At 38.3% G+C, this 23,713-nt stretch carries 22 protein-coding genes and 4 pseudogenes; 11 read left to right on the top strand and 15 right to left on the bottom strand.

The annotated features are described in order from the left end of the window. The first annotated feature begins 2 nt into the window (after positions 1-2). The 3 genes and pseudogenes from LDO51_RS11060 to LDO51_RS11050 form a co-directional block, all read left to right on the top strand. Complete coding sequence (locus LDO51_RS11060) at positions 3-485, top strand: JAB domain-containing protein (RefSeq protein ID WP_101495227.1); 483 nt, start codon at positions 3-5, stop codon at positions 483-485. 8 nt (positions 486-493) lie between these two features. Then, positions 494-715: a DUF987 family protein gene (locus LDO51_RS11055; protein ID WP_004917300.1), complete on the top strand. Its 222-nt coding sequence runs from the start codon at positions 494-496 to the stop codon at positions 713-715. Between the two features lie 604 nt (positions 716-1,319). Continuing rightward, positions 1,320-1,478 (top strand): annotated as a pseudogene (locus tag LDO51_RS11050) (Arm DNA-binding domain-containing protein); the annotation flags it as partial. A gap of 348 nt (positions 1,479-1,826) precedes the next feature. Here LDO51_RS11050 and LDO51_RS11045 read toward each other — a convergent pair. The 4 genes from LDO51_RS11045 to LDO51_RS11030 form a co-directional block, all read right to left on the bottom strand. Continuing rightward, on the bottom strand, positions 1,827-2,684 hold the full coding sequence (locus tag LDO51_RS11045) for an N-acetylmuramoyl-L-alanine amidase (protein ID WP_423810978.1): 858 nt from the start codon (positions 2,682-2,684) through the stop codon (positions 1,827-1,829). A gap of 127 nt (positions 2,685-2,811) precedes the next feature. Further along, on the bottom strand, positions 2,812-4,596 hold the full coding sequence (locus LDO51_RS11040; protein ID WP_225574617.1) for a glycoside hydrolase family 3 protein: 1,785 nt from the start codon (positions 4,594-4,596) through the stop codon (positions 2,812-2,814). A 185-nt stretch (positions 4,597-4,781) separates the two neighbouring features. Continuing rightward, positions 4,782-5,570 carry a DUF1460 domain-containing protein gene (locus LDO51_RS11035; RefSeq protein ID WP_225574616.1) on the bottom strand — a complete coding sequence of 263 codons (789 nt, stop codon included), beginning with the start codon at positions 5,568-5,570 and terminating at the stop codon, positions 4,782-4,784. Positions 5,571-5,980: 410 nt separating this feature from the next. Next, complete coding sequence (locus LDO51_RS11030; RefSeq protein WP_225574615.1) at positions 5,981-6,229, bottom strand: hypothetical protein; 249 nt, start codon at positions 6,227-6,229, stop codon at positions 5,981-5,983. A gap of 200 nt (positions 6,230-6,429) precedes the next feature. On the opposite strand from LDO51_RS11030, the pseudogene LDO51_RS11025 reads away from it, so the two are divergent. The 7 genes and pseudogenes from LDO51_RS11025 to LDO51_RS10995 all read left to right on the top strand — a co-directional run. Then, a pseudogene (locus LDO51_RS11025) lies at positions 6,430-6,582 on the top strand (IS1 family transposase); the annotation flags it as partial. Between the two features lie 920 nt (positions 6,583-7,502). Next, entirely contained in the window at positions 7,503-8,408 is a 906-nt protein-coding gene (locus tag LDO51_RS11020; RefSeq protein ID WP_225574614.1) for an enterotoxin A family protein, read from the top strand. Between the two features lie 19 nt (positions 8,409-8,427). Then, entirely contained in the window at positions 8,428-8,754 is a 327-nt protein-coding gene (locus tag LDO51_RS11015; RefSeq protein WP_225574613.1) for a hypothetical protein, read from the top strand. Between the two features lie 252 nt (positions 8,755-9,006). Then, positions 9,007-9,279 carry a DUF7000 family protein gene (locus LDO51_RS19710; protein WP_225574612.1) on the top strand — a complete coding sequence of 91 codons (273 nt, stop codon included), beginning with the start codon at positions 9,007-9,009 and terminating at the stop codon, positions 9,277-9,279. Beyond that, a pseudogene (locus LDO51_RS11005) lies at positions 9,273-9,338 on the top strand (recombinase family protein); the annotation flags it as partial. The gene LDO51_RS19710 and the pseudogene LDO51_RS11005, both read left to right, overlap by 7 nt. Positions 9,339-9,377: 39 nt before the next feature. Then, a complete protein-coding gene (locus LDO51_RS11000) occupies positions 9,378-9,698 on the top strand; it encodes an OsmC family protein (protein ID WP_225574611.1) in 321 nt (106 codons plus the stop codon). 1,298 nt (positions 9,699-10,996) lie between these two features. Beyond that, complete coding sequence (locus LDO51_RS10995) at positions 10,997-11,908, top strand: nucleoside hydrolase (RefSeq protein WP_225574610.1); 912 nt, start codon at positions 10,997-10,999, stop codon at positions 11,906-11,908. Positions 11,909-12,094: 186 nt separating this feature from the next. On the opposite strand, the gene LDO51_RS10990 is transcribed toward LDO51_RS10995, so the two are convergent. From LDO51_RS10990 to LDO51_RS10965, 6 genes are all read right to left on the bottom strand, one after another. Further along, positions 12,095-12,643 (bottom strand): hypothetical protein, encoded by a 549-nt coding sequence (locus LDO51_RS10990; protein ID WP_225574609.1) that lies wholly within the window; start codon positions 12,641-12,643, stop codon positions 12,095-12,097. 488 nt (positions 12,644-13,131) lie between these two features. Further along, entirely contained in the window at positions 13,132-13,914 is a 783-nt protein-coding gene (locus tag LDO51_RS10985; RefSeq protein WP_225574607.1) for a sulfite exporter TauE/SafE family protein, read from the bottom strand. A gap of 6 nt (positions 13,915-13,920) precedes the next feature. Next, positions 13,921-14,763 (bottom strand): MurR/RpiR family transcriptional regulator, encoded by an 843-nt coding sequence (locus tag LDO51_RS10980; protein ID WP_225574606.1) that lies wholly within the window; start codon positions 14,761-14,763, stop codon positions 13,921-13,923. Positions 14,764-14,778: 15 nt separating this feature from the next. Beyond that, complete coding sequence (locus LDO51_RS10975) at positions 14,779-16,143, bottom strand: PTS transporter subunit EIIC (RefSeq protein ID WP_225574605.1); 1,365 nt, start codon at positions 16,141-16,143, stop codon at positions 14,779-14,781. Between the two features lie 53 nt (positions 16,144-16,196). After that, on the bottom strand, positions 16,197-17,117 hold the full coding sequence (gene murQ / locus LDO51_RS10970; RefSeq protein WP_225574604.1) for an N-acetylmuramic acid 6-phosphate etherase: 921 nt from the start codon (positions 17,115-17,117) through the stop codon (positions 16,197-16,199). A gap of 290 nt (positions 17,118-17,407) precedes the next feature. Then, on the bottom strand, positions 17,408-17,641 hold the full coding sequence (locus LDO51_RS10965) for a LysR substrate-binding domain-containing protein (protein ID WP_263869876.1): 234 nt from the start codon (positions 17,639-17,641) through the stop codon (positions 17,408-17,410). A gap of 41 nt (positions 17,642-17,682) precedes the next feature. Here LDO51_RS10965 and LDO51_RS10960 point away from each other — a divergent pair. Continuing rightward, positions 17,683-18,048, top strand: a pseudogene (locus LDO51_RS10960) (FMN-dependent NADH-azoreductase); the annotation flags it as partial. A gap of 693 nt (positions 18,049-18,741) precedes the next feature. On the opposite strand, the gene LDO51_RS10955 reads toward LDO51_RS10960, so the two are convergent. The 5 genes from LDO51_RS10955 to LDO51_RS10935 all read right to left on the bottom strand — a co-directional run bounded on the left by LDO51_RS10955 (position 18,742) and on the right by LDO51_RS10935 (position 23,674). Further along, positions 18,742-19,083 (bottom strand): helix-turn-helix domain-containing protein, encoded by a 342-nt coding sequence (locus LDO51_RS10955; RefSeq protein ID WP_225574603.1) that lies wholly within the window; start codon positions 19,081-19,083, stop codon positions 18,742-18,744. A gap of 71 nt (positions 19,084-19,154) precedes the next feature. After that, positions 19,155-19,841 (bottom strand): fimbria/pilus chaperone family protein, encoded by a 687-nt coding sequence (locus tag LDO51_RS10950; RefSeq protein WP_225574602.1) that lies wholly within the window; start codon positions 19,839-19,841, stop codon positions 19,155-19,157. A 35-nt stretch (positions 19,842-19,876) separates the two neighbouring features. After that, positions 19,877-22,291: a fimbria/pilus outer membrane usher protein gene (locus tag LDO51_RS10945; protein ID WP_225574601.1), complete on the bottom strand. Its 2,415-nt coding sequence runs from the start codon at positions 22,289-22,291 to the stop codon at positions 19,877-19,879. A gap of 37 nt (positions 22,292-22,328) precedes the next feature. Continuing rightward, positions 22,329-22,979, bottom strand: a complete 651-nt coding sequence (locus LDO51_RS10940; protein WP_225574600.1) for a hypothetical protein — start codon at positions 22,977-22,979, stop codon at positions 22,329-22,331. A 32-nt stretch (positions 22,980-23,011) separates the two neighbouring features. Continuing rightward, complete coding sequence (locus tag LDO51_RS10935; protein WP_225574599.1) at positions 23,012-23,674, bottom strand: fimbrial protein; 663 nt, start codon at positions 23,672-23,674, stop codon at positions 23,012-23,014. Between the last annotated feature and the right edge of the window lie 39 nt (positions 23,675-23,713).

The following is a 23,713-nucleotide window of genomic DNA, read 5'->3' as shown; positions in this document are numbered from 1 at the left end:
CGATGGAGAGTATCAATACTTATACGAATACCTTAACACTGCTTCCTAATGAACAACGTACTATCAAACGTGCGTTGAGCATACTGGATAAGTATCTGCGTGAACCGGGTATTGCTTTTACATCAACGCAAAATGTGAGGGATTGGTTACGGCTAAAAATGTCAGCATTAGAGCGTGAAGCGTTTATTGTGCTCTACTTGAATCAACAAAATCAGTTGATAAGCAGTGAAACCCTGTTTGCTGGCTCGATTAGCAGCACACAGGTTTATCCTCGTGAAGTCGTCAAACGAGCACTTCATTTTAATGCTGCTGCCGTTATCTTTGCACACAACCATCCGTCAGGCGATATCACGCCAAGCCAAGCGGATAAATCTATCACGCAACAATTAATAAAAGCATTGCAGCTAATTGAAGTTCGAGTACTTGACCATCTGATCATCGGTGGTCAGCAAATCTTCTCTTTCGCTGAGCATGGCTTAGTATGAGGTGAACCATGAATATCATCCGTAAATCCGCAGCAATGAAGATCCATCAGCAACATTTAGGCTCTCGCCTTGCTCGTTATTGTAGGGGAAAGTATAAATGGGTTGGTAATAGCGAGCATTATATTGGTAAGGAGGTGCCAGATTGTCGTGGCGTGTTAGCTGTTTATGTTGAACGTCGCCAAGACAGAGATGGCCCTTATGCGTGTGTCATGTGTGTGACATTGAATTGAATAAGTACTGATCACTTTGAGTTTATCCTATATTGGATGGATAAATTAAGCCTACTTCCACTTTGATTAGTATTCAATGGCACATATCAAACCGTTGGCTCTTAACTGAATTAGGCATTGAGGAATTAAACAAAAATGACACAATAAGACATCATTAAACATGTCAAATTGGCAATACCATGATTCATACTAGAAACAATTAACATGAACATGATCCCCATTAAATGTATACTTAAAAAGGATTCGAATACGTTATAATTACACCTGTCATCTGTGCAAAAAACCAATCTATTTGCTGCGCTCTATCGCCCCAACCGTGCTCAACAAAACCCACCAAACGGACCGAGGGTACAAAAGAGGGTATAAATAAAATCAAATTCAATTAATAGATTTAAATACAACCAGTTATAATGAAAAGTCGATTCCGAGTCCGGCACCACTTTTACTTCTATAGTTAGTGGTCCCTTCAAGTTAAGTAAATTCCCTTATATTCATTAAATTACCTTGCGTTATCAATCATCTATCTCAGCATAAATCAATCCAAATCAAATGTCTGTTGGGCTTTTTTGTGGCTCTTCGTTCTCAATGTTATTTAGTCCCCATTATGGCACTTAGCGCCCGCCAGATACCGACTACTCCCCCTAAAGACAAAGAGTATAAGCTCTCTGATGAGCGTGGGCTTTACCTTCTCATCAAACCTAATGGCTCCCGTTACTGGCGTATGAAATATCCATTCACTGGTAAAGAGAAAAATTTTGGTTTGTAATATAATGAGGAGCCAAAGACTCAGTCCCACCATTTTATTTGCAACAGTACTAATACTTTCTGGTAGAGCCAATTCCTCGATAGCTGTAGCGGCTCGTAATCAAAATCCCTCCGACTTGCAATCAGCGTAAATTTCGGCTCACATTAACTGCAAATGAAAAACAGCATCGATTCACATAAAGTGATAATGAACTCGCATTTACCCATTCCACCGGGCTCACAATAACTGAAAATAACATTGTAAGGAAGTAAGCGTCAGGTGCTATTGCCCCATTTTCCAGCGAGTTTACAAGTATTCCACTCTATTATCTGTTTGTGTCTATCAGCCCCGGCTTTTCCCTTTCGGTTACGTCTGGGCCGGAGTGCTGCGATATTTTTCGATCAGTGCTCGAGCAATGGCTTCAGTTTCTGCATCAGCATTACCACTGATATCTTCTGGCCGGAAGTGCATCTGGAACGCGCTGAGCGTTTTCCGCGTATTCTCATCCAGAATACCATTCTGAGGGATATGGTCATACCCGTATTGTTTCAGTAATGCCTGAATGGCACCGACTTCTGCTGGAGCATGTGGGGAACGGTCGGCAAGGTATTTATTTACTGCTGCTCTGTCTGGCCAAGCACCTATACCCATTGCAGCAAGGCGTTCCCATGGGAACAGTTTTCCTGGGTCCTGCTTCCGGAGAGAAGCTATATCACTATGTCCGATTACGTTATCAGGCGTTATCTGGTAGCGATAAATGATGTCTTTTGCCAGTACAGTAATGGCAGCAATTTGTTTTTCATTGTAGGGATACCAAGTACGCTGCCCCAGCATATTATCAGTATATCCCGGGTTGACGATTTCTATTCCGATGGAGGTGTCATTCAGGTTGGCCCTACCGTTCCAACTACTGACACCGGCGTGCCACGCCCGCTTATTTTCGTCAACCAGTTTCAGAACAACAGGTTTACCCTGCTTTGACTCCAACTTTTTGGGAACCAGATAATGGGCGCTTACCGAGTCTTCGGTCAGCGTTTTCAGTGATTGATTGTCATCCAGTGCAGTATGGTGCATGACAAGAAACCGTACCCTTTCATTCTGGCCTTTAGCCTTAAAAGCATAACTGGCAAAATAACCGTCACGCGTTTCAGTTTCAGCCGGACGTATTGTACAACCTGACAACACTACCGCAAAAATAGCTGCCATCATCACTTTCTTAATCATCACTGAATAAGGTAAAAATAGGACGTGTTGCATGATTTTAAGCTCCATTTAAAAATTGGAGTCACCCCTTTCAGGCGACTTCTGTATCAGAAATAACCTTCGCTATGAATTACTTACCCTTATCAAATTACCAGCTCAACCCAAACCCTCGGGGGAACGCTACCGTACCCGTATTTGTCTTTACATCATAATCATGCCAAATATTGACTGGCAGTTTTCCCTGCGGAGTGAGTTTTCCCGTCAGCACTTCCGCCAGAGATATCATCGAGTGGCCACGCCAGATACCGTTGTCATATCCGTAATAAGAATAGGTGGCTACAGCCGCGTCTACATACCCAGCATAGCTAACGATATCGTATGGTGCGCGCAGTGAGAGGTGAACGCGTTTTTTCCCCAGACAGGCCGCAGATCTCAACCAACCAAGATAAGGATTATTGTCTTTTGTTCCGTCGGTAACGACGCTATCCTGTTCAACCGGTGTAAAACTGTTTGACAGTGTCCCGAGCAAAAATACGTCACAGTCGACAATATGCTCTCTGACCTGCTCGTCGTTAAGCTCTGTCTCCTTTGCGGCAACGACGTTCTGGTACCCATCCAGAGCCATAACGGTCGCAATGCCATTGGCCTGCTCCCCCCAAGGTGTCAGGATAAAATAGCGCAGGGTTTTGTCCTTTAAAGGCAACAGCGATTGCCTGTTTATAACCGCAGTAATGGAACGATCGGCGATACCTTTTTCCAGTTCATGTCCTGACAGCGAAGCCCCGACGGTGAGCTTTTCGCCTTCACTCAGCAGGTTATACCGTTTCTTGAGGTTTAAAATACGTTCGACCGATGCATCGATATCAGCTTCGCTGATGCGACCTTTTTTAACTATTTCCACGATGTAGCGGATAAGGTCAGGCAGGAGACTTGCATGAGAAGGTGATGAAATTTTGACAGGCATCAGGGCAATATCCACACCCGCGGAGAATACGTTTTCAACAGCCCCTTCCTGGCTGAAATGGTCCGCAATCGCCCCCATATCCAACGCATCTGAAATCGTCACGCCAGTATAACCCAGATCACCACGTAGGATTTTGGTCTGAATTTCCCGCGACATTGTTGCAGGTACTGTAATTTTTTCACCATTACGGGTGATAACCTGACTGCTATCCAGTGCCGGGTACTGAATATGGGCTGTCATGACCATATCCGGAGCCGCCTGGTTATCAATAGCCTGCTTGTAAGGCGCGATATCAATGGCAAAGGCCTCTTCTCGCGGGCGATCGACGCGAGGCAAACCGGTATGTGAATCGGTGGACGTGCTACCATGGCCGGGAAAGTGTTTATAAGCGGTGATAAGTCCTCGCTGTTTCATCCCCACCACCATTTTTTCCGCCAAGCGGGAAACGATGTTTTTATCATCGCTGAATGCACGAACGTTAATGACCGGGTTGAACGGGTTGGTGTTAACATCCACGACTGGTGCAAAGTTGGTATTGATATGCAAAACACGCATATCCTCGGCCATCAGTTTGCCTTGCTCAACGGCGAGCTGTTTATCTGCGCCCCCTTCTATCGCCGCTGCGAGTGCCATATTGCCGGGAAAGGAGACATAGTCGCCACGCGGCAACCGGAAAACGTTACCGCCCTCGTTATCCGTGCCAATAAATAGGCGAATGCCAGCGTGGGTTTTCATTGCAGCATACCAGTCCGTCAACATTTTGATCTGCTGCTTATCTTTAAGGTTATTGGCAAACAGGATCACGCCACCCACGTGGTTATCCGTGATCAGCTTGCCAATGACTTCATCGGGAACGGTCATATCCTGATTTCTGCTACCGTTCTTACCCCAGTAGCGAAAATCCAGCATGATTTTTTGCCCGATTTTCTCTTCCAACGTCATGTTTTTTACTTTCTGTTTAATATTCACAGTAAATCTCCTTTTTAAAGACCAGTTAATGACAGGAGAAAAGATATCCCCAAAGCCTCAGGGCAACCTGTCATTTTGTTTGTATCAGTTATAGGACAATGGCAAATTGCGAATTTATTAAATGAAAAATAAACAACAAGGAGAAATGTAATGAATTAATCAATTGGTCATCTCTATTTCCTTTTTTATTGCTTTAATGCTCTTAACACAATGATGCCGGGTTTAGATTGCATGTACTCAATAAAGGGAGTATCAACGACTTTGTTATTTTTTGATAATGATGAAGCATTGCGATAAAAAACGTTCCCATTCTTTTTAATCACTAATCCTGTATGAGAAACATCTAACCCATCAATTGGCGAGTACACCCCAATAAAATCGCCTTGCTGTAAATTGTTGAGGATTTGTTGCGTAATTAAACTTCCTGGGATATAAGTCACGCTACGTGACGTTACGCCCAAGCCTTTAATATATTCACTGCCATCGGATTTTTGATTCAATTGTTTGGTTAGTGTGATGGTATTTGGTGTGAGTGTGGATGTGATATCAATTGCATTTTTGGGTAACTCTGCGAACCAATCCGTAAAGAAATGTTTTCGATGATAATAACTTACCTCTGCATTTTTGTAGCGCACTTTGACTAATGCATTTAAAAAAGAAGCCTCATCCTGTGATTGAGTCAACGCAAGCACATAATCAAGGTAAGTAAAACAATCCACCCCTTCAAAATTGACGACAAGAGATTCTTGTTGTTTTGGCCCACCAATTAGCGTATCCGCAAGATAAGGCGTCCCTAAAAATTTTGCAGAGATCGGGCCAATTAAATCTCTTTGAGAGAGTGATGGATTGGGAATTATTTCAGACTCAATAATCTGATTAATTCTTTCTTTAGTATTATCGGTCATGACGATAGGATACGTTGGTTGTTGAGAGCTGCAGGATATTATTGAAAGCCCTAGTGATAACATTGTCATTAGTTTTCTTATTATCATCAAAATGATTCTCGCTCTGGAACAATTAAATCAATAAATGAATAATGAGTATTATTATATTTTTCGGAATATAACAAATCATTTTGTATAAAACTTAACACCTATTTGGCGTAATTTAACTATGTTGCTGGTAATATAAGGGAAATTCACATTCTAATTTTTTATATATTCATTATGTTTATTTTCAGTAATCAAACGATTGTTTTTAAATAAAGATAAATGAGGAATGGCATTATTTTTTATTTGAATCATTAATTATGATGGACAGATATGAAAAGATATCCAATAAAATTGTTGCAAAGCTTAATTTAACTCTATTTTTGTGTATTTTCTGAGTGATACTTATTTTATAATAACCAAGCTTTGCAACAGAGTATAAAAATACAAGTAAATTAATCGCTTATTTTTTTACACTGCTGAACGGTGACATAAGAGCCAGGCGTGGTTCCCATGTATTTCTTTTTTGCTTGATTAGCAGCATCAGATTCGCTGTTAGCATTAAAAAAAGAATCCCATAGACCCGCATCGGTAGCATCACCATAGCCCCCATTACAATAATATTTAGCAGCGTAAGAAGGCAACGCTACCAATATCACTAAGGCACAACCAAACTGAGCAAGATTTTTAATTGAACGTTTCATTTTAAATCTCCTTCATTAGGATATAAAGAATATAACTGCTCTATGAGTATAGTCATAATTATTTAAAATAAATAATTATGAAAAATAAAAATTAGCGTGGGTGTTTTTTAGTTTCTGGTCATAAATTCAATGTGGATATTTTGGATTATGTATTCAACCCAGTGATTAACCTATAATATAGGGTAAATTATAGGAGAAATTATACACAACGAAAACGAATAGAAAGAGAGAATTTGAACTTAAGAAATCGCTTAAAGCGACTTAACCGTAAAACGCTAGGTTACTCGAAGTCACCTGAAATGCATGACAAAATCATCGGTACATTCATAGAGCGTGAATACTACCTATTGTGATGATCTCTATATTGAATACACGACCATCTGTGAAGTTGAACATTATATTCAGTTTTACAATTATTATTGATGCCATTCAACGATTGGTTATTTAACACACCATCAAAAATATCATGAACTTAAAAATACCGATTAGATCTTTTACAGAATTTGCTGACCATTACAGTTTTAATGGCTATCAATCAATCAATAAATCAATCAGTTGTTTATATAGCAACCCCTACATTACTAGTAGTGGAAATATCTAGGTTTCCGGTGTAGAACTCCATATTGCTGAATGGCCATTATACCTTCCAAAATAGCAATTAAATTATTGATTTGGATTTTTGAGTTATAGAGCTAAAATTAGGGTAATGAGAATTTCGGCACTTCCAGCGTATAACCCTCATAAATTTATTTTTATTTTTTAAGTTTGATTTTTAAGTTTCAATTATCTATATTTTATACATTCACCAATAATAACATAAATCAGCCATGGTAAATTGAATTTATTATTAATGAAAAGCTATTTTAATTAAAATTAAATACCTATAACCACATAAAAACTAATAATTATTTTTAACATTTACAACGATATTTATTTTTATTTCTAGAATATAAATTATATATGAGCCCAAAGCCATTGGTTCCCCTAATAATTTCCAAGTTAGTGAGTTTAACCTTATATAAAATAAGATAAAAAACCAAATGGTTAGGGGTAGTTTTTCACGCGACCCAAAAGAAAAGCGTTCATAATTCTGCGTCATGTAATTTAATGATTACAACGTTATCACATTATCAATTCAGCACATCATGAAGCTCTTAATCGTTAAACGGATTAGTGTATCCAGTATAACACGTTGTTTATAGAATACATGCAATCTAAACCGGGTATAGTTTTGCTGCGGACGGAGTGATGAAGTCATTACAGGAGTCGCTGTATGAAATGTATAATATACACACTTAGTATTTTTATTATAACTATAGGGAATGCATTTGCTGTAGACCTTCCATTTGTTTATAGAGGAGATATGCGAAACCCTGATTATATTTTTGCTAATGGCTTTGTATCAAGAGGGACAAACTTTAATATCATACAACATCTTATTGGTGGAAACCGCGGTGGAAATAATTCAGGTTATGTATCAACCTCTGAGAACGAGTTTATTGCTGCCGCGCTAGGTTCTGTTCATGCAGAAGAGGACCCCTTAAATCCAGGGTATAGCGAGCCTTACTGGGTTTACCAGATAGTGCCCGAACAAAACTTCTATTCAATTCCCGCATCGCTCAATCATCTTATTAGTACAAGCTGGATGAATGGATTCCGTGACCCCAACCGAAATCTTATTGAAGCGCAGCTTTTGATTGATGTAAGAGACCGTTACGAAGACCAAAGAGAGTGGGCTGCAAGGGGTTTCATTCCTAATAACAGGGTAGTCAGTGCTACACTGATCGCGGCGCAGGGAATATTTAATACCGATGGTTCCATTAGGACTTTTCGTAACTTTACTCGTTTGGGTACTATTCCGAATCCTTCATGGGATCGACAGCCAAGTAATCCCAACTTGGGTTTCCTTGATGCATCTATTTATAATCCAGAGAATGTTGAGATAAATTATATAGCGGAAATTAATAATCTTTGGGTCGAGGATCTTAATGAAATGGTTAATACATTGGTTCCCGCAAGTTATTCTCCGGACGGATGCATAAATCCGCGTTACGCTTCATTGACATCGCCGATTTGCCCAGCGATTCATAAAATTGTAATAAAAGGAAAAGAACGGGAGAAATTATTCAAAACTTTAATTAAGAGCATTTTATATGAAACCTTAATTCCTATTAATTGAGTTTACCGGAGGTTTTAACATGAAAAAATTATTATTGGCTTTATTTATACCTTTTTTTAGTTATGCAAATGGTAACAATTTAGAAAACATCTGTAGAATAGAGAAAGGGACTTATTTAGCAAAGAGAACTGTTCTTGAATATAATGCAACCAATATAGGTTATATAAATTACAGGGTAAGTGGAAAAGGCTCAGTCTGGTATTATATACAACCCTCAGCCATACAAGGTATTAACTTTATGTATGATATACTTAAAGTTGCATATTTGACACAGCAACCTGTAAATGTATGTATCCTTTCAAATGGGGACACTCTTGGAATAGAACGAAAAGCAACGTCAAGCTAAATTGTACTTTCACCCTGACGGAAATTACTTATTTTCCTACCGCTGGAGAAGAATGAGGGTATAAACGAGGTTGTTACAAATAATAAATAAGCATGTTTTTAATATCCGTATAGTGGCCGACAGCAATCTGCTATTGAACCTCTGTGTAACGGGGCTTACGACGCATATTTTTGATTATACTTCCACGCCTCCCATAATAATCTAATCCAGCGGTTGAGGTGCCTTTTAGAGGGGCATCCTAACGGCATTGTTTTGAACCATAAAGCCTTACGCTTCGAATTGTGGCTAATGGGGCAAAATGCAGCGTTCCAGAAAGCGTATTGGGACACATTAAAGAACAGTCCGTGGAATGCAAAACGTACCGAAATGCCTCAGTACTGCGTTCTGGAGGCGATACTTGTCGAGTTACCCGATTTCACAAATGCAGATCTGCTCACAACACAGATTGAAAAAGAAGTGCTGCGTGTCTCAGAAGTCATGCTCGACAGCCTCAGAACTTTAGAGGCGGGAGAAAAAACATGTTGATTGGCTATGCACGAGTCTCGACTCAGGATCAAAATCTGGAGTTACAACATGATGCCTTGATACTTAAAAGACAATAAAATAAGGCGCGTATAGGTAAAATGACAAATCCCAAGCAACTGCTCGCGGCATCTGCAGCGTCATGCTATTTAATGACACTTGCTGCCATGCTGCAGGGCAACAAAATTCCGGCAACGAGCATTTCGTTGCGCTCAGAATTGGCAGGTACGCAGAAATCCAATCTGAAGATCAAACATATGGTTGATATTGCACTATCTGAAGATGCTACGCCAGAACAGTTATCTAGTGCTCAAACCCTGATAGTGGGTGCAGATAAATCATGCATGATTGGAAACCTGCTAAAAGATGCTGGGGTTCAAATCACAGTAACTGGTAATGCATTAATATCATCCGACGTATAAAATATCACATCATTACTTTGATCTGAAATATGGGGCGGTCTTATAACAACCACCGCCCCTATGGGGAATGAAATACTGTTACTCTCGGATCAATTTCTCTGCCACTAACTATATGGCGAGCAAAACATCTAGGGGCCCTAACGAGGGCTCTTTTATTTTTGATTTTCGATAATTATAGATATATATATCAACTATACTGCGAGTTTCATTTTGAGCCAGGGCACCATAATTTAAAGAACCCGCCCTAGCGACGGCTTTGCTTTCTATACCATTAACTTATTGGTTTATCAGTGAATATCACTTTCCCTCATCAGCATAATCGCTTCACGGTAGTACCTACCGAACTTAACCCCTCGGAAAAGTAAGCTTAAACGTTCACTAAAAACTAAACCCTCCCAATAAATGGTAAACACAGTCATTATAAAATAACGCTCATTAGGCTACTGCATAATTTATATTCATCGACAAACGAACGCGAATGTAAAAAGAGTATTCTTTGTAAAAACTTAGAAAATACGTAACGACACTCTAGCTTGTATGAAAAATACCTAACTGATTAATTGAAATTTTCATTGAAAACAAAATATAATCCTATTTAATTCCGCTTGATTTAAATTTTGTTTTTTCATGAAAAAAGCGATTCTACTTGATAAATAGTTTATAAATGCGATGAAATTCACATTTCTAGGGTTATCTTTTAAAAAATAATCAACAAAATAGCATTTTTTAGATTATTATATTTCCATAGTTCTAACTTTGAATTATTTATACAATGAAAAATTAATTCTAAAATTCAATTTTTGATAACCGATATAACTTATTAAAATCGCAATTTTAACCAAATTAACTTTATCATAATTTTTTATTTTTAATTTCATAAGGAGAAATTAAATCCACTCTTCAAGATTAAGATCTATTAACATCATGATACTTATATCATATTTTTATTTTCACTATATGTTTTCTTAATTTTCAAAAAAGACACATAAAACGGAACAACCTATCGATAAAAATATTTTTCTAAAAAAAAATCATTGGTACTCTTATTATTTTAATCATCAGAATTGGACTAACCACTCTTGATGACATAGTCCCAGATATTCATAATTAAATATTCTAATAAAGATATTTTTTGGCAATATAAATAATAAACCATCTTTATGGTTATTGTTACACTTCTTCTATCTTTAGCTTTCACATGCTCTAAATCCAGATTATTTAAATAATATATGAATTTTAGTTTTAATTCTTAATACCTTTAAATCCTTAATTAACAAAATATAAACCAAGGAGTAAAAATGCATAAAATAATAATAGATTGTGATCCTGGCGTTGATGATGCGGTAGCTATTTTTCTCGCTATAGCATCACCAGAAATCGAGTTAATCGGGATAACGACAGTCGCTGGGAATGTAGAGTTAGAAAAGGTTCACAATAATACAAAAAAACTACTTACATTAGCGAATAGGCTGGATATTCCTCTAGCAAAAGGCTGTGAACGTCCATTAATGAGCAAAACTGGAAATAAAACTAATGTTCATGGTACAGATGGGCTAGCTGGGGTACTTCTACCGGATTCTGAGCATCAAAATGATTCTGGTCATGCGGTAGACTTTATTATTGATTCTGTCATGTCAAATCCTGGTGAAATAACATTATGCGCAATAGCCTCTCTCACTAATATTGCAATCGCTATCATTAAAGAACCAAAATTAGTTGATAATGTAAAAGATATTGTCGTCATGGGGGGAGCTGCATTTACACAGGGAAATATAACGCCAGCCGCTGAGTTTAATTTTTATGTAGACCCCCATGCGGCTCATATTGTTTTTGATAGCGCACGACATATTACTATGCTTGGTTTGGATGTAACGAGTAAAGCTGATATAAGAGTGGGTTTGTGCACTGCTTTGGAAAAAGGGGGTGTTATTGCTCAGAACGTGGCAGAAATGTGCCGAAGATATGCCGAATTTGATCCTTTTCTTCATGACCCCTGCGTTATAGCCTACCTCATTCAACCTGAAATTTTTTCAGGTGTTGATGGCTCAATGACTATTGAATATGAATCCAAGAAATTATTTGGTCATAGTTTTGCTACCACATCTAATGCTACTCATCACGGCTCGGAAACGATGAATTGTAAAATCATTACCGATGTCGATACATCGAAACTGATGTCTTTAATTGCAGAGCGTATTTTAACTCTTTGAGATAAAGCTTACCTCAACAGGGTAAATACTCAGAATCTCTGATAAGCATCTATATGCAATGATAATTTTTACATCAGGATTGTATTTTGACATAAAAAGCCCCCCAGCAATTAGTTGTCCAACTATTGGGGGTCACTCCACCTAGTGATGGTTTTTTGCTTTCTGTAAATTAAAAAATTCATCTGGCTACATTTCAGCTTCTACAGGTTCTTTAGATATTAATTCAACTTTATCACTTCTTAAAAATTGCATACCCGTAAGATCATTTCCATAAACATCTCTCAGTGCCCATTCTCTTTTTAAAAAATGGCCACTTAATAAGTAATCTAACCGAGCTAAATCAACTTTTACGCTCTCATTAGTATAAGTATTGAGTTTTGCCTGTAATTTATAGCGAAGAAATTCCAGCATAATAATGCTTGCATTACATATTGCATATTGGTTTATTGATGCCAAATTTCCACCAATGACATAACATTCCCAGTTATGATGAACATCAACAATCGCATCTATTTCTCTATTTTCATATAATGGCGTAAAGCCATAAAACATCTGAAGAAGAAAAAGAGTTTCACATTCAACTAAACAATCATCCGAAGACGAAAAACTAGGCAGCTTATCTCTAATTAACTGAATATAAGCACAAGCTTGTTGAAATTGCTCTAGGCTTAAGTTTGTTTCAACACCATAAAACTGTGCTGATTGGCTATACGCATATGTTAATTGATATCTCATAATAGGATCATTTTAGATTGATGCATTTCAATACTTATGGAAAATAAAAAGCCTATTTCCAAAAAATATAAATCGCAATTTTAAATCAATTAAAAACTCTATCTTTATAAGAGCATCTACTTCAATATCAATTATTTAAAAAACAATATCAATTATTACACATACAAAAAAGATAGCATCATAAATTAAAATCTAACAATAAAAATCGCTCTATAAAAATCAAAAATAGATTTATTTTTAATGAACAAGAATTTATTATAGTTAAGTATTTTATTAATGATAATATTATTTTCAATTAAACAAACAAAAAATCAATTATATTTGTCTTTTCAAAACTTGAGTTTCTTTTTAGGTATGTATTAAATAGAAAACTATCTTAATTTATAACTAATTTTGATACAGCGTAAAACCTCATCCAGAAGTTTATATTTAAACTATCAACTTAAGATAGATGAAAAAAAGCAAGCAAGAAAACAATTATTTTATCTTTACGGCATAATCACTTTCCAAGTCATCATCACCGCACTGCATAAAATCAGCAATAATGTAATATATTGGAAAGTTCGTTCAGACAATTTAACCAGCAAATATTTTGCCAGAGGCATCACTAACAGCGCCCCCGCACATAAAATGAGTGCCAGTTTTAAATCCGTATGACCATCTTGCGCATAGGCCAGCGCCGAAGAGCCGGATAACACGGTCGTCACCACAATTGATGTACCAATGGCTTGCTTGATATTTAAATCCATATAACGCAATAACATCGGCAGAACGACTACTCCACCGCCAACCCCAGTTGCGCCTAATACTATCCCCGCCAACACCGCAGGGATCACCATCGCTTTCAATTGGTTTTCTTTCACAGCAATTTTTTTACGCGGATTGGCAAAAAACATCCGTTGAATAAATAAATACAACGAAAAAATAATGGCGGCGGAGACTAAAACATTAATGCCCCACTCCACCTGTTTTTCATAGGCAGGGATACTGCCTATCCACGTCACCAACAGGCTGGATAAAAACGTACTTGGCAACATAATCGCCAAGACAATCATCGCCCCTTTTAAAGGAATATTACCTAATCGAAAATGCATGTATGACGAAGAGACCTTCATCAACATAGAGAGAAAGTTAGCGGTTGCCACTGCGGCTAAGGCGTTAAGCCCAAAAAAATAGGTCAATATAGGTAAAACAATCACACCGCCGCCTACACCGGTTGTGCTTATTATCAAGCCAATCAGTGCGCCGATGGCTAACTCTGTGACAATCATGGTAGTTTATCCTGCCTGAGTAACGGCTTGTCGACCTTTTTGCAATGCGATGTCAGCATCTTCATTGGTAAGGGTTAAATATTTGAAAAATAGCGTATCGAATATCACCATCTGCAACACTTGAGGGGTGATCACCCCCAACTGAGAGTGTTGTTCATCATAGTAATATGGCAGCGTTAAATCCGCGAGACGCGCCGCGTCATCTTGCCCAAAGCGCGTTAAAGCAATCGTCGTGCAACCATTTTCATGCGCTGAGTGCAGCATTCGGTTAACTTCTGGCGTATTGCCCCTTGCCGTTACGGCGATGGCGAGATCCCCTTCACCTAAATTTGCCGAATAGCTCAGTTGCACATGTAAATCAGGGCTAAATAACGCCGATTTATTAACGCGAATAAGTTTATGAAAAATATCATTCGCCACAATCGCTGACGAGCCAATACCAAATAGCACAATGCGCTTGGCTTCAACCAATTTTTGCGCGACGGCGTCAACCGCGGAGGGCTCTAACAGTTCTAAGGATTTTTCAATCGCGCGAATAAATAACTGCCCAGATTTAGCAATAATCTGAGCCGTATCATCGTTACGACTCAAGTTGCCATACAAACTTTCCGCTTTTTGTTGCTTCTCGTCAGATAAATAATCGACTTTGAATTCAGGATAGCCACGGTAGCCCATTTGCCTAGCAAAACGAATAACAGATGCACTGCTCACACCAGCCTCACGAGCCAATTCAGCGGCATTCATTGCCACAAGGCTATCGCGATATTCCAGCAAAAACCTCGCTATACGCTGCTCTGTGCCTTTGCCTCTCGTCAATAAGCTTTCCAATTTTACTGTCAGTGCTGACATGGCTACACCTTCTTATTATTTTTCTGGATCGTTGAAGCCTATTATCATACTGGCAATGAAACCGACAATCCATGCACCTGCTACCGCAATCAGAAAATCCAGAATTTGCCCATCACCCACCAACGGAATTAAGGATAAGCCTGCGGTGCCAAATGGAATAATAATCCCCACATGGAAGAACGCCATCAGCGCACCGCCCGCGGCACCACCGATACAGCCTGCAATAAACGGTTTACCCAATGGTAATGAAACCCCAAACAATAATGGCTCACCCACGCCGAAGATGCCGACGGGTAATGCCCCCACTAAGGTTTTCTTTAAGCGTTGGTTTTTGGTTTTTAGGAATACCCAGAAACATGAACCCACTTGCCCCATTCCGCCCATGGCTAAGATTGGGAATAAATAGTTCAAACCAAAAGTTTGTAGAATTTCCGCGTGAATTGGGATCAAGCCTTGGTGCAAACCTGTGAGCAATAAGAACAAGAAGCTACCACCTAAGATACCGCCCGTTGCCACCGCGCCACCGCCACTACTCAGTAGCGCTACAGAAACTCCTTGCGCCAACACTTGATTCAGATAATGGCCCGCTGGTTGGAAGACCACAAGCGCCACCATTGCAGAGACTAAAATCGTCACAAACGGCGTCACAATCAGATCCAAACTCTCTTTGATGATGCTTCTAAACCACACTTCAAATTTAGAGGAGAACACCACCACCATCAGCACCGCGAAAATTCCACCGCTATTCGGCTGGAGCTTTTCACCAAATAAGGTGATATCAGCTAATCCCGGCATCGCTAAAAGCCCCGCCATTACCGCACCAATCGACGTGGATGCGCCTAACTCTTTCGCGGTATTTACCCCAATCATAATGGATAAATAAGTAAACACGGCACTGCCGATTAGTTTTAATAATTTAAACAGCTCCGGGAACTGCTCAACCACGCCCGGCGCGACTAAGCGCACAATATTTATCAACCCCATAATCAGACCACAACCAATTAACGCAGGAATGGTTGGGACGAAAATTGCGGCTAACGTATTGAGCATGCGGCGGATAGAGAACGATTTTTTCTCTGGTACTGATGAGGTACTTTCATCACTCGCTACGCCGCTGTTTTGCATTCTTTTATTCATCACAGAGAAGACTTTTGCCGCCGTCCCCATGCCCACAATCACTTGCTGTTGTTCACCATTAAAAATAACACCCTTCACACCTTCCACTTGTTTGAGTGCATCCGCATCAAATTTACTATTATCTTTTAAAACCAGACGGATACGCGTCATGCAGTGAGTTAAGGTACCCACGTTTTCAAACCCGCCCGCGTATTTTTCTATTTCTCTGGCGAGCACGTCCAGATGTTCTATCTTATTAGCCATAGGATTTCCCCGGTGTCGACTGCGTTATGACTCTGTTTATGTTATGTTTTACGCTATTCACTGTGACTATTTAGCATCGAATCCAAACTGGTATTCGGGTTACGCTGAACAATCTCTGTCGCTTGTTGTGCGGAAATATTCAATTCATACATCAAAATGGCGCGACGCGGGTGGTAATCCACCTGCTTCAATAGTGCTGCCGCTGTGTCCACATCAATCCCGCACACTTCCCCAACAATGCGTTCAGCACGACGCAGTAATTTAATATTGCTCGCCATCACATCGACCATTAAATTGGTATGAATTCGTCCTAAACGCCCCATGACACAGGTGCTTAGCATGCCTAAAATCATTTTCTGTGCAGTCCCGCTTTTCATACGCGTGGAGCCAGAAAGCACTTCCGCCCCTACATCCGGTGCAATGGCATACTGCGCTAAATCACTCAGTAAACCGCGCCCACGGGTGGTTATCCCCACGGTTAATGCCCCGATTTGATTACCATATTCAATCGCCGCTACGGTAAATGGTGTTCGTCCGCTTGCCGCTATTCCGATAATCACATCTTTCTCTGTTGCGCCGCGTGCTCGCAGCTCTTCCACCGAAGCTTGCGTTGAATCCTCAATATTTTCAACGGCTTTCAGCATGGCTGAATGACCGCCCGCAATAATCGATTGCACCATTTCTGGTGATGTACCAAATGTTGGCGGGCACTCTGCACTGTCTAATACCGCCAGTCGCCCGCTGGTGCCAGCACCCACATAAAAGATCCGCCCTCCTTGTTTTAACTGCTCTGAAATCACATCCACCACATTGGCGAGTTCAGGCAATACGGACTGTAATGCCGTCGCTACCGTGCTATCTGCCTGATTAATTACCGTTAACATGGATAAAGTCTCTAAGCGAGAAAACTGCAATGTGTCCTGATTAAGTTCATTGTTCAAACAATCCCTAAGCGTATTTTCGGTTACTGACATGGCACACCCCAAATGAAACTATATTTCATTAAAAAATACTATTTATGAATTTTAATTTCAAATTTAATCATGACAAATTGTTCACTGATGATGATTTACGTGACTGGTCTCACAACAACAACGTGAAAAAGTGTGAAAGAACCCGTGGTCCCTTTATAAACTGCTTAAGGCTACCACCGGATAAAGGCTATTTGACGGAATCGTTATGATTTCTAAAAAATTACATTTCATAACTGATTTAAAATAATGGAATTAAAATCTCACCAAGAGCAAGGTGTATTCAATAAAAACTATTCTGACCTTAGACTTAAGGCTAATTTTTCACGAATAGCATCGATAACCACTCTTATTTTTAGTGGTAAAAAGGAAGTTGCAACCCACACGACAGAAATTGGGTAACGGACACTTTGATAATCAGATAAAACCTCGACAAGCCGCCCCGAGTTTATTTTTTCTTGCACCAGCCACTGTGGTAAATACGCAATTCCCGCCCCTTTTATTGTCGCCAACATAATTGTTTGCATATCATCCATCATCAATTTACTGGTTGGTAAATAACAGTGCTCTTGCAGAGCTTAAAGAGAGTGACTTACTGCTCCTTGGTGCGCCAATGTACAATCTCAATGTACCAACTGAATTGAAAAATTGGTTTGATTTAGTGGTTCGTGCTAGAGAAACTTTTCGCTATACCGCAACCTACCCACTGGGGTTAGTGGAAAATGTCAAAGCGCTGGTATTTAGTGCTCGAGGCGGTATTCATTACGGGCAAGAAACCGATGCAATTACCCCTTATTTAAACTCTGTATTAGGGTTAATGGGTATTAACGATGTTCAGTTTATCTATGCAGAAGGTTTAGATATGAAACCCGAAGGTTATGAGGCTGGACTCGCCAAAGCTCAACAACAATTAATGCACCTCATTCATTATTAAGTATCATAATAAAATAAATCCCCACTCTAAATTATTTAATCGTGGGGATTTTTTAAAAAATCATTTATCAATACTTACTTTTAATTATTAATTTTCAGCCAATGGATTGTATTAGTTAATATTTAAATAACTTATTTTTTATGGAAGCATACTCTATTTCAATCTGGCGCATCATAAAAAACCTCACAGTAATTAGAAGCGAAAAATAAAAAATATTATATGCCTTTATTTTATTCCATAACTAGCAGGTGGATTTTATTTATCAATAACGTCATTATTAAAAATTCTTTCATTCACTAAACAAAAAAAATAATAATACTTTAATTATCGATATTTGAGCCCTTTAATTTACCTTGAGTGACCTATTATGCTTCATCATATTTTTAGCACTTTCATCATTATTTAATCATTCAAAAAAAATGAAAACAAATAAATAAAAAGTCATCTAAAAACCAGTGAAATTAATATCAATCAGCCAATAATGAACATTACAATATTAAATTGAAATGTCATCATTAAGTATCTTAAACATCCCTTGAGATAAATTCAGTATCAAGATAATTTCGACTATTCGGTAAACTTGGTTTTGCATTCCATTAGCAACTCATTAATATAAAAACCTGACCGACGTCAGACTTTCAATTAAAATAAATATAGAAAACAATAAATAAAGAGAAGTTATTAGATGTAACCCTACTTTTTCCTTTCAAAATAGCTTTCAATATCCTTGTGAGTATCACTTAAATTCACACTCGGAATTTTATCCTGATAATCATTCTTCAACTGGAACCTTAATTCGCTAAAAAAAACTTCGAAATCAAAATCCAAAATAAAGAGAACACTTAATAATGTATCAACAGAAATACGGCATTTCCCACACTCATATCGCGAATAATGCTGCTGTGAAATGCCTAACTGGCTAGCGACCTTGGAACCTGAGAAACCTTTTATTTTACGAATTCGTTTTAGTTCTTTGCCAGTTATTATAGAGTAAACATAATTTTCAGGTTTACTTTCTTCATCTACAATTTTCATATTTTATATATTTTCCTGTGTGGGAAAGATAAAATTAAATATTTAATCTCCCCCCTGCTAATAGATACAAATTATTCGTTATGTGTTACTTTGATGGTGTCATTGTTTTGGTTTTTAAAACCGTAACGACTTAATGGTGAAATCACTAACTCCTGTACAGTATTTTTCACATTGATCGTTTTGCTTTCATTCGGTCTTAAATAAAATTGGTCAATGGTATAATCTTCATTACTTGGTAATGTCGTCACTGAAGGTGATAAACGAACAACTTGATTCCCTGTATTCGTCAACGTCAGTTGGTTATTTTTTTGATTAACGGTAATATTTTTCCAAGGTGTTTTACTTAATCCCCCATTTGTAGGCGTAATCAGCATGGCTACATCTTGGCGAATAGGCATCTTTGCAGAGTTTTGCTTAACGGCACCGATGCTTTGGAAAGAAACACGTAAAATCTCTTCTTGTTTTAAATCTAATCCTTTCTTTAAAACAAAATTAATTTGCTGGCTTTCATTTGGTTCAATTCTAACAATTGGTGGAGATACCATAATATCTTTAGCCATAGGTTTCGCCCCTTCTAAATCAGAGACTTTTATTGATAATAAAATAGGTTCTTTCGATGTGTTTTTTACACTAAATACTTTACGCTCTTCATCAGCATCTAAAATAACGGTCATCGTTTCTAATTGGAAACTTGCTTTTGCAGATACACTCATTAAGCCTATTAAACTTAAAAATGTGATATAAATTAATTTTTTCATTGAAACCTCAAACTTGTATTCAAATAATCTTAAGATTATAGGCAGATAGCATCTGCCTCTTCATAAATTGATTCAGCGGAAAAGACTTCCGGTACGTTATATTTAATAATGCAATCATCAGAGTTAAGTGAGCGTAAAATAATGTCATCACCAATTTGCTCATTACTGAGTAATAAATTACCGTCCCCCATGATGGCGCCCATATAATTACCTTTTTTATTGAGCACACTGGCACCAAATGGAACGTCATCGCCATTGGCCATTTTAATGCTCAACAATAATTGCCGCATTGTCGTTGCCTGAATGCGCTTCGTCATTACAGTGCCTCTCGCTGCCGCAACATCAAACGAAGTCGTATCCAAACGAACATTTAGGGGCAGTTTCTCTGTATTTAACTGCACTGTAGACTTTTGGTTTTTTGGTAACGATGAAATAGCTGCCGTACCAAAATGATTCGTTATTGTCGTGCCACTGCCCATCGTGTTGACTCTAATTCCCGGTGCACCCGGTACATACACGATGCCAAAGGTATCTCCTAAAGGCACGGATGACGTTGCAAATAACCCATCAGAATACGCCATTCCACCTGATGCAGAGACCATGACTGAGTGCGTATTCTCCTGAGACATCGAACCACTCAGCGAAATATTGCTATACGCATTGGCATTATTAATACTTCCATTAACGACATTAACCTTGTCATTACGGCCAGCCCCAACTGAATACCTTAAATTATCACTAACTTGCTGGTTGTAATTCGCCATTACCATGTTTTTATCTTGGTAGTGCTGGCTTTGCATACTGATATTCTTTTTCTTACCTAATGGCATTGATGCATTAACAAAAATTCGGCTATCTTGGTCATCACCGGTTTGATAATTCACATTCAAAAACACATCTGCAATTTTTCTACCATAACTCGCTGAATAAAAAACGGTATCAGATGTATCGCCATAAAAATGATTATGGTTTACGTTAGTACTAAAGCGCCCCCATGTAACATCACCCCAACTTGCATATAATGAGGAGGTAGTTTGCAGTTCTCCACTAAACCATCCATTGGTATTTTCTTGCTCATCCTGATCGGGTTGTTTTTTTAATAATGAGCTATCCAAAGTTGGAAATTTATTCGTGCGATATAAAACAGATGCCCCGAATGTCGTTTTTTCAAATGCAATATTGCTATTGAAGTCGATCTGCTCCCCGCGATTTTCATTATTTTTCGCACTTTGAACACCTATCCCCGTAGAAATCGGCGTTGAGAAATCAAAGTAAGAGTTAAATCGTCCACTCACCGCTTGAAATTGATTTGAATAAAGTACGCCTGCGCCATAATTTGACATGCCATATTGCTGACTTATTTCTGCACTGCCAATAATGGGTTTATCCATTCGTAGATCACTTTGGCTACGATGACGCCCCACTGAAAATTGATAACTCATGGGCGAAATCGCAGTTTGCTGGTTGGCTGTCACCACCTGAAACTGCTGTTTTTCCCCGTTATCTTGGAAAACAGTGACGTCCAAAGGCGAGCCAATCACCACATTATTAATACGATTTAACTCAAAAGGTCCTGCTGGTACCATCGTTCGGTATAGCAGCCGTCCATTTTGCTGAACTTCAACCGTTGATGGTGTACTTGCAAACCCAGTCACCGGAACAACTAAAATATTCGAACCTTGCAAAGAGCTATCTGAGTAAATTTGCACACCATCAAGCGGTGTTCCCCCAAAAAATGCCCCTTGCGTATTAAGTTGTCCAATATCTAATAAAGACTGCAAAGGCTCGATGCTTTTTGACAGTACAGTTTCATTAAATTGATATTGTGATTTTGAACCTCCAGCAGAGAGGCTACTGTTATTTCGTAAAACCCAATTGTGCCAGTTAATACCTGTTTCAAACTCTCCTTGATAGAAACGTTGGCTGTAATTACTGTTAATATGCATACCATATAATTGATAGTTACTAACAACACCAAACCCACCGTAAGTTAACTCATTGCCTTGTAGTTTTGGGTCTAAATTTTCTTCGGCAACTACCATATCAATTTGGAAGGAGCTAGGATGTAATACAATTTTTGCGTCAGGGTAAATTTGTTCGAATGTATTACATCCGTCAGCTAAGTTAACTTTTTTTAACCTCAGCTTACTCATTAACCCTTCAGTCAGGCAAAGCTCACCGTTTTCATTGATTTCAATATTCGCAGTATATTCATTACTGCCATTTAATTTTATAGTGACATCATGATTTCCGGGTAAAAACTGATTACCCTTCATAAAAAATTCAGCGACCTCTGCCCCATACCCTAATGATTTTAAAGAGTCGATATCAAAATTAATTGATGCTCCTGCTCCACCCTTTATTGATTCAGACGCATCGGAATTATTTACATGCAGTACGATAAAAATTAAAAACAGCTGGCAATAAGAAAATTTATTTTCCTTATTCATTATTATTATTTCCAATATAAATTACTAAGAATTAAAACTATATTCCAAAGGAAAATATAACATCTGCACTACCATCTAATTCCACAGCCTCAATAATAGGACCATTGGTTTCTGTAAGGTTATTTAATATAGGCTTAACGGCTATATTAACGGTAAAAGTTTTTCCACTGGATAACACGTTTTCATTTGCAAACCATCCGTATTTTTTCCCTTTTAATGCAGCCCCTTGAATGCGCTGAAATGACCCTACACCTTCCACTGCACCAATCCCAACCGATTGACCATCAACTTTAGGTTGGTTAAGTATCAATTGGTAATTCCCTAACCGCCCTTGGCTATTCACTTTCCCTAATCCAAAGTAATCTTCACTTCCCAACTTTGATGAATCACTTCGGTTATCCGAGAATTGAACAAGCAATTGAATTGGCGTATTACATGATACTTGCCATGTTTTGGTTATCTCGGGTATTTCTGTTGCTTTAACTGCATTAAACTGGCTAGCATGCAATTGATTAAATTGATACTTCCCGCCATCAGGGATAATTACTTCACACGTAGGGGGTGACTCAATCTGTTCAATAATATTTCTGTTTTGAAACGTATACGAATAGGCTATGTCACTAAAAAATAGACTACAGTATGTGAATAACAATGTCGCTTTAACTACTGGCATAATAAATAAACGCATACGTCCCCAAATGACTTCTAATTAAAGCTTAATTAAATACCAAAGTTAAACGCCAGCACAGCTTCGGCTTGATAATCAACACTAGAAGCTAAATCAATACCAGTGTCTGTTAATTCGTCAGTTGAGCCAATATAAAATGTATCAGTCGAAAAACTCACAGAAAAAACCTGACCAGAGGTAAATTTGTTACTAAGATCAGAGCTGTATTCAGTAGAAAAACTATTAAGTACGCTTTTCGGTAGGTATTTAGAATAATTCCCACCGTAGCCACGTGTTGAAATTACAGCCTCTTTAGAATCAATAGTGACATCAGAAACAGTAAACATAACTGCACCAATAGATTTATCTGTATCATCTGAAAGTACCATGGAAAAACGTCGTGCAGTATCCAATGTATTCCATGGCGTATTTTCATACGTGTCAGTTGCACTATATGCTAAATATGTTTCTGCATCACAAGTCACAGTTAATTTATTTTTCCTTGGTGAGCTAAATGTCATATAAGATGTTTTATGCAACTGATTTGTAGATATATTTATCAGTTCGAAAATAAAATCAGACTGTTCATTTCCATTAATTAAACAGGTTGGCATTTTAATTTCACCTGATACTTTTACATTTGCTGTTGTACTTGCAGATACAGCTGGAGATATTAATATTATCGATAATATTAATAGTGTTATTTTTTTAATCATAGTTCCATTCCATAGTGAATAGATATAGATATAAATTTA

Source organism: Providencia alcalifaciens (assembly GCF_020271745.1).
In the GTDB taxonomy this organism is placed as follows: Bacteria; Pseudomonadota; Gammaproteobacteria; order Enterobacterales; family Enterobacteriaceae; genus Providencia; species Providencia alcalifaciens_B.
The sequence above is the reverse complement of the archived record's forward strand: the minus strand, read 5'-3'. Positions and strand labels throughout refer to the sequence as shown.

Bases quoted from the DNA above. Each gene is read 5' to 3' on its own strand.
- LDO51_RS11060 (WP_101495227.1), top strand. From the start codon at position 3: ATGGAGAGTATCAATACTTATACGAATACCTTAACACTGCTTCCTAAT.
- LDO51_RS11055 (WP_004917300.1), top strand. From the start codon at position 494: ATGAATATCATCCGTAAATCCGCAGCAATGAAGATCCATCAGCAACAT.
- LDO51_RS11045 (WP_423810978.1), bottom strand. From the start codon at position 2,684: ATGATTAAGAAAGTGATGATGGCAGCTATTTTTGCGGTAGTGTTGTCA.
- LDO51_RS11035 (WP_225574616.1), bottom strand. From the start codon at position 5,570: ATGACAATGTTATCACTAGGGCTTTCAATAATATCCTGCAGCTCTCAA.
- LDO51_RS11030 (WP_225574615.1), bottom strand. From the start codon at position 6,229: ATGAAACGTTCAATTAAAAATCTTGCTCAGTTTGGTTGTGCCTTAGTG.
- LDO51_RS11020 (WP_225574614.1), top strand. From the start codon at position 7,503: ATGAAATGTATAATATACACACTTAGTATTTTTATTATAACTATAGGG.
- LDO51_RS11015 (WP_225574613.1), top strand. From the start codon at position 8,428: ATGAAAAAATTATTATTGGCTTTATTTATACCTTTTTTTAGTTATGCA.
- LDO51_RS11000 (WP_225574611.1), top strand. From the start codon at position 9,378: ATGACAAATCCCAAGCAACTGCTCGCGGCATCTGCAGCGTCATGCTAT.
- LDO51_RS10995 (WP_225574610.1), top strand. From the start codon at position 10,997: ATGCATAAAATAATAATAGATTGTGATCCTGGCGTTGATGATGCGGTA.
- LDO51_RS10990 (WP_225574609.1), bottom strand. From the start codon at position 12,643: ATGAGATATCAATTAACATATGCGTATAGCCAATCAGCACAGTTTTAT.
- LDO51_RS10985 (WP_225574607.1), bottom strand. From the start codon at position 13,914: ATGATTGTCACAGAGTTAGCCATCGGCGCACTGATTGGCTTGATAATA.
- LDO51_RS10980 (WP_225574606.1), bottom strand. From the start codon at position 14,763: ATGTCAGCACTGACAGTAAAATTGGAAAGCTTATTGACGAGAGGCAAA.
- LDO51_RS10975 (WP_225574605.1), bottom strand. From the start codon at position 16,143: ATGGCTAATAAGATAGAACATCTGGACGTGCTCGCCAGAGAAATAGAA.
- murQ (WP_225574604.1), bottom strand. From the start codon at position 17,117: ATGTCAGTAACCGAAAATACGCTTAGGGATTGTTTGAACAATGAACTT.
- LDO51_RS10965 (WP_263869876.1), bottom strand. From the start codon at position 17,641: ATGCAAACAATTATGTTGGCGACAATAAAAGGGGCGGGAATTGCGTAT.
- LDO51_RS10955 (WP_225574603.1), bottom strand. From the start codon at position 19,083: ATGAAAATTGTAGATGAAGAAAGTAAACCTGAAAATTATGTTTACTCT.
- LDO51_RS10950 (WP_225574602.1), bottom strand. From the start codon at position 19,841: ATGAAAAAATTAATTTATATCACATTTTTAAGTTTAATAGGCTTAATG.
- LDO51_RS10945 (WP_225574601.1), bottom strand. From the start codon at position 22,291: ATGAATAAGGAAAATAAATTTTCTTATTGCCAGCTGTTTTTAATTTTT.
- LDO51_RS10940 (WP_225574600.1), bottom strand. From the start codon at position 22,979: ATGCGTTTATTTATTATGCCAGTAGTTAAAGCGACATTGTTATTCACA.
- LDO51_RS10935 (WP_225574599.1), bottom strand. From the start codon at position 23,674: ATGATTAAAAAAATAACACTATTAATATTATCGATAATATTAATATCT.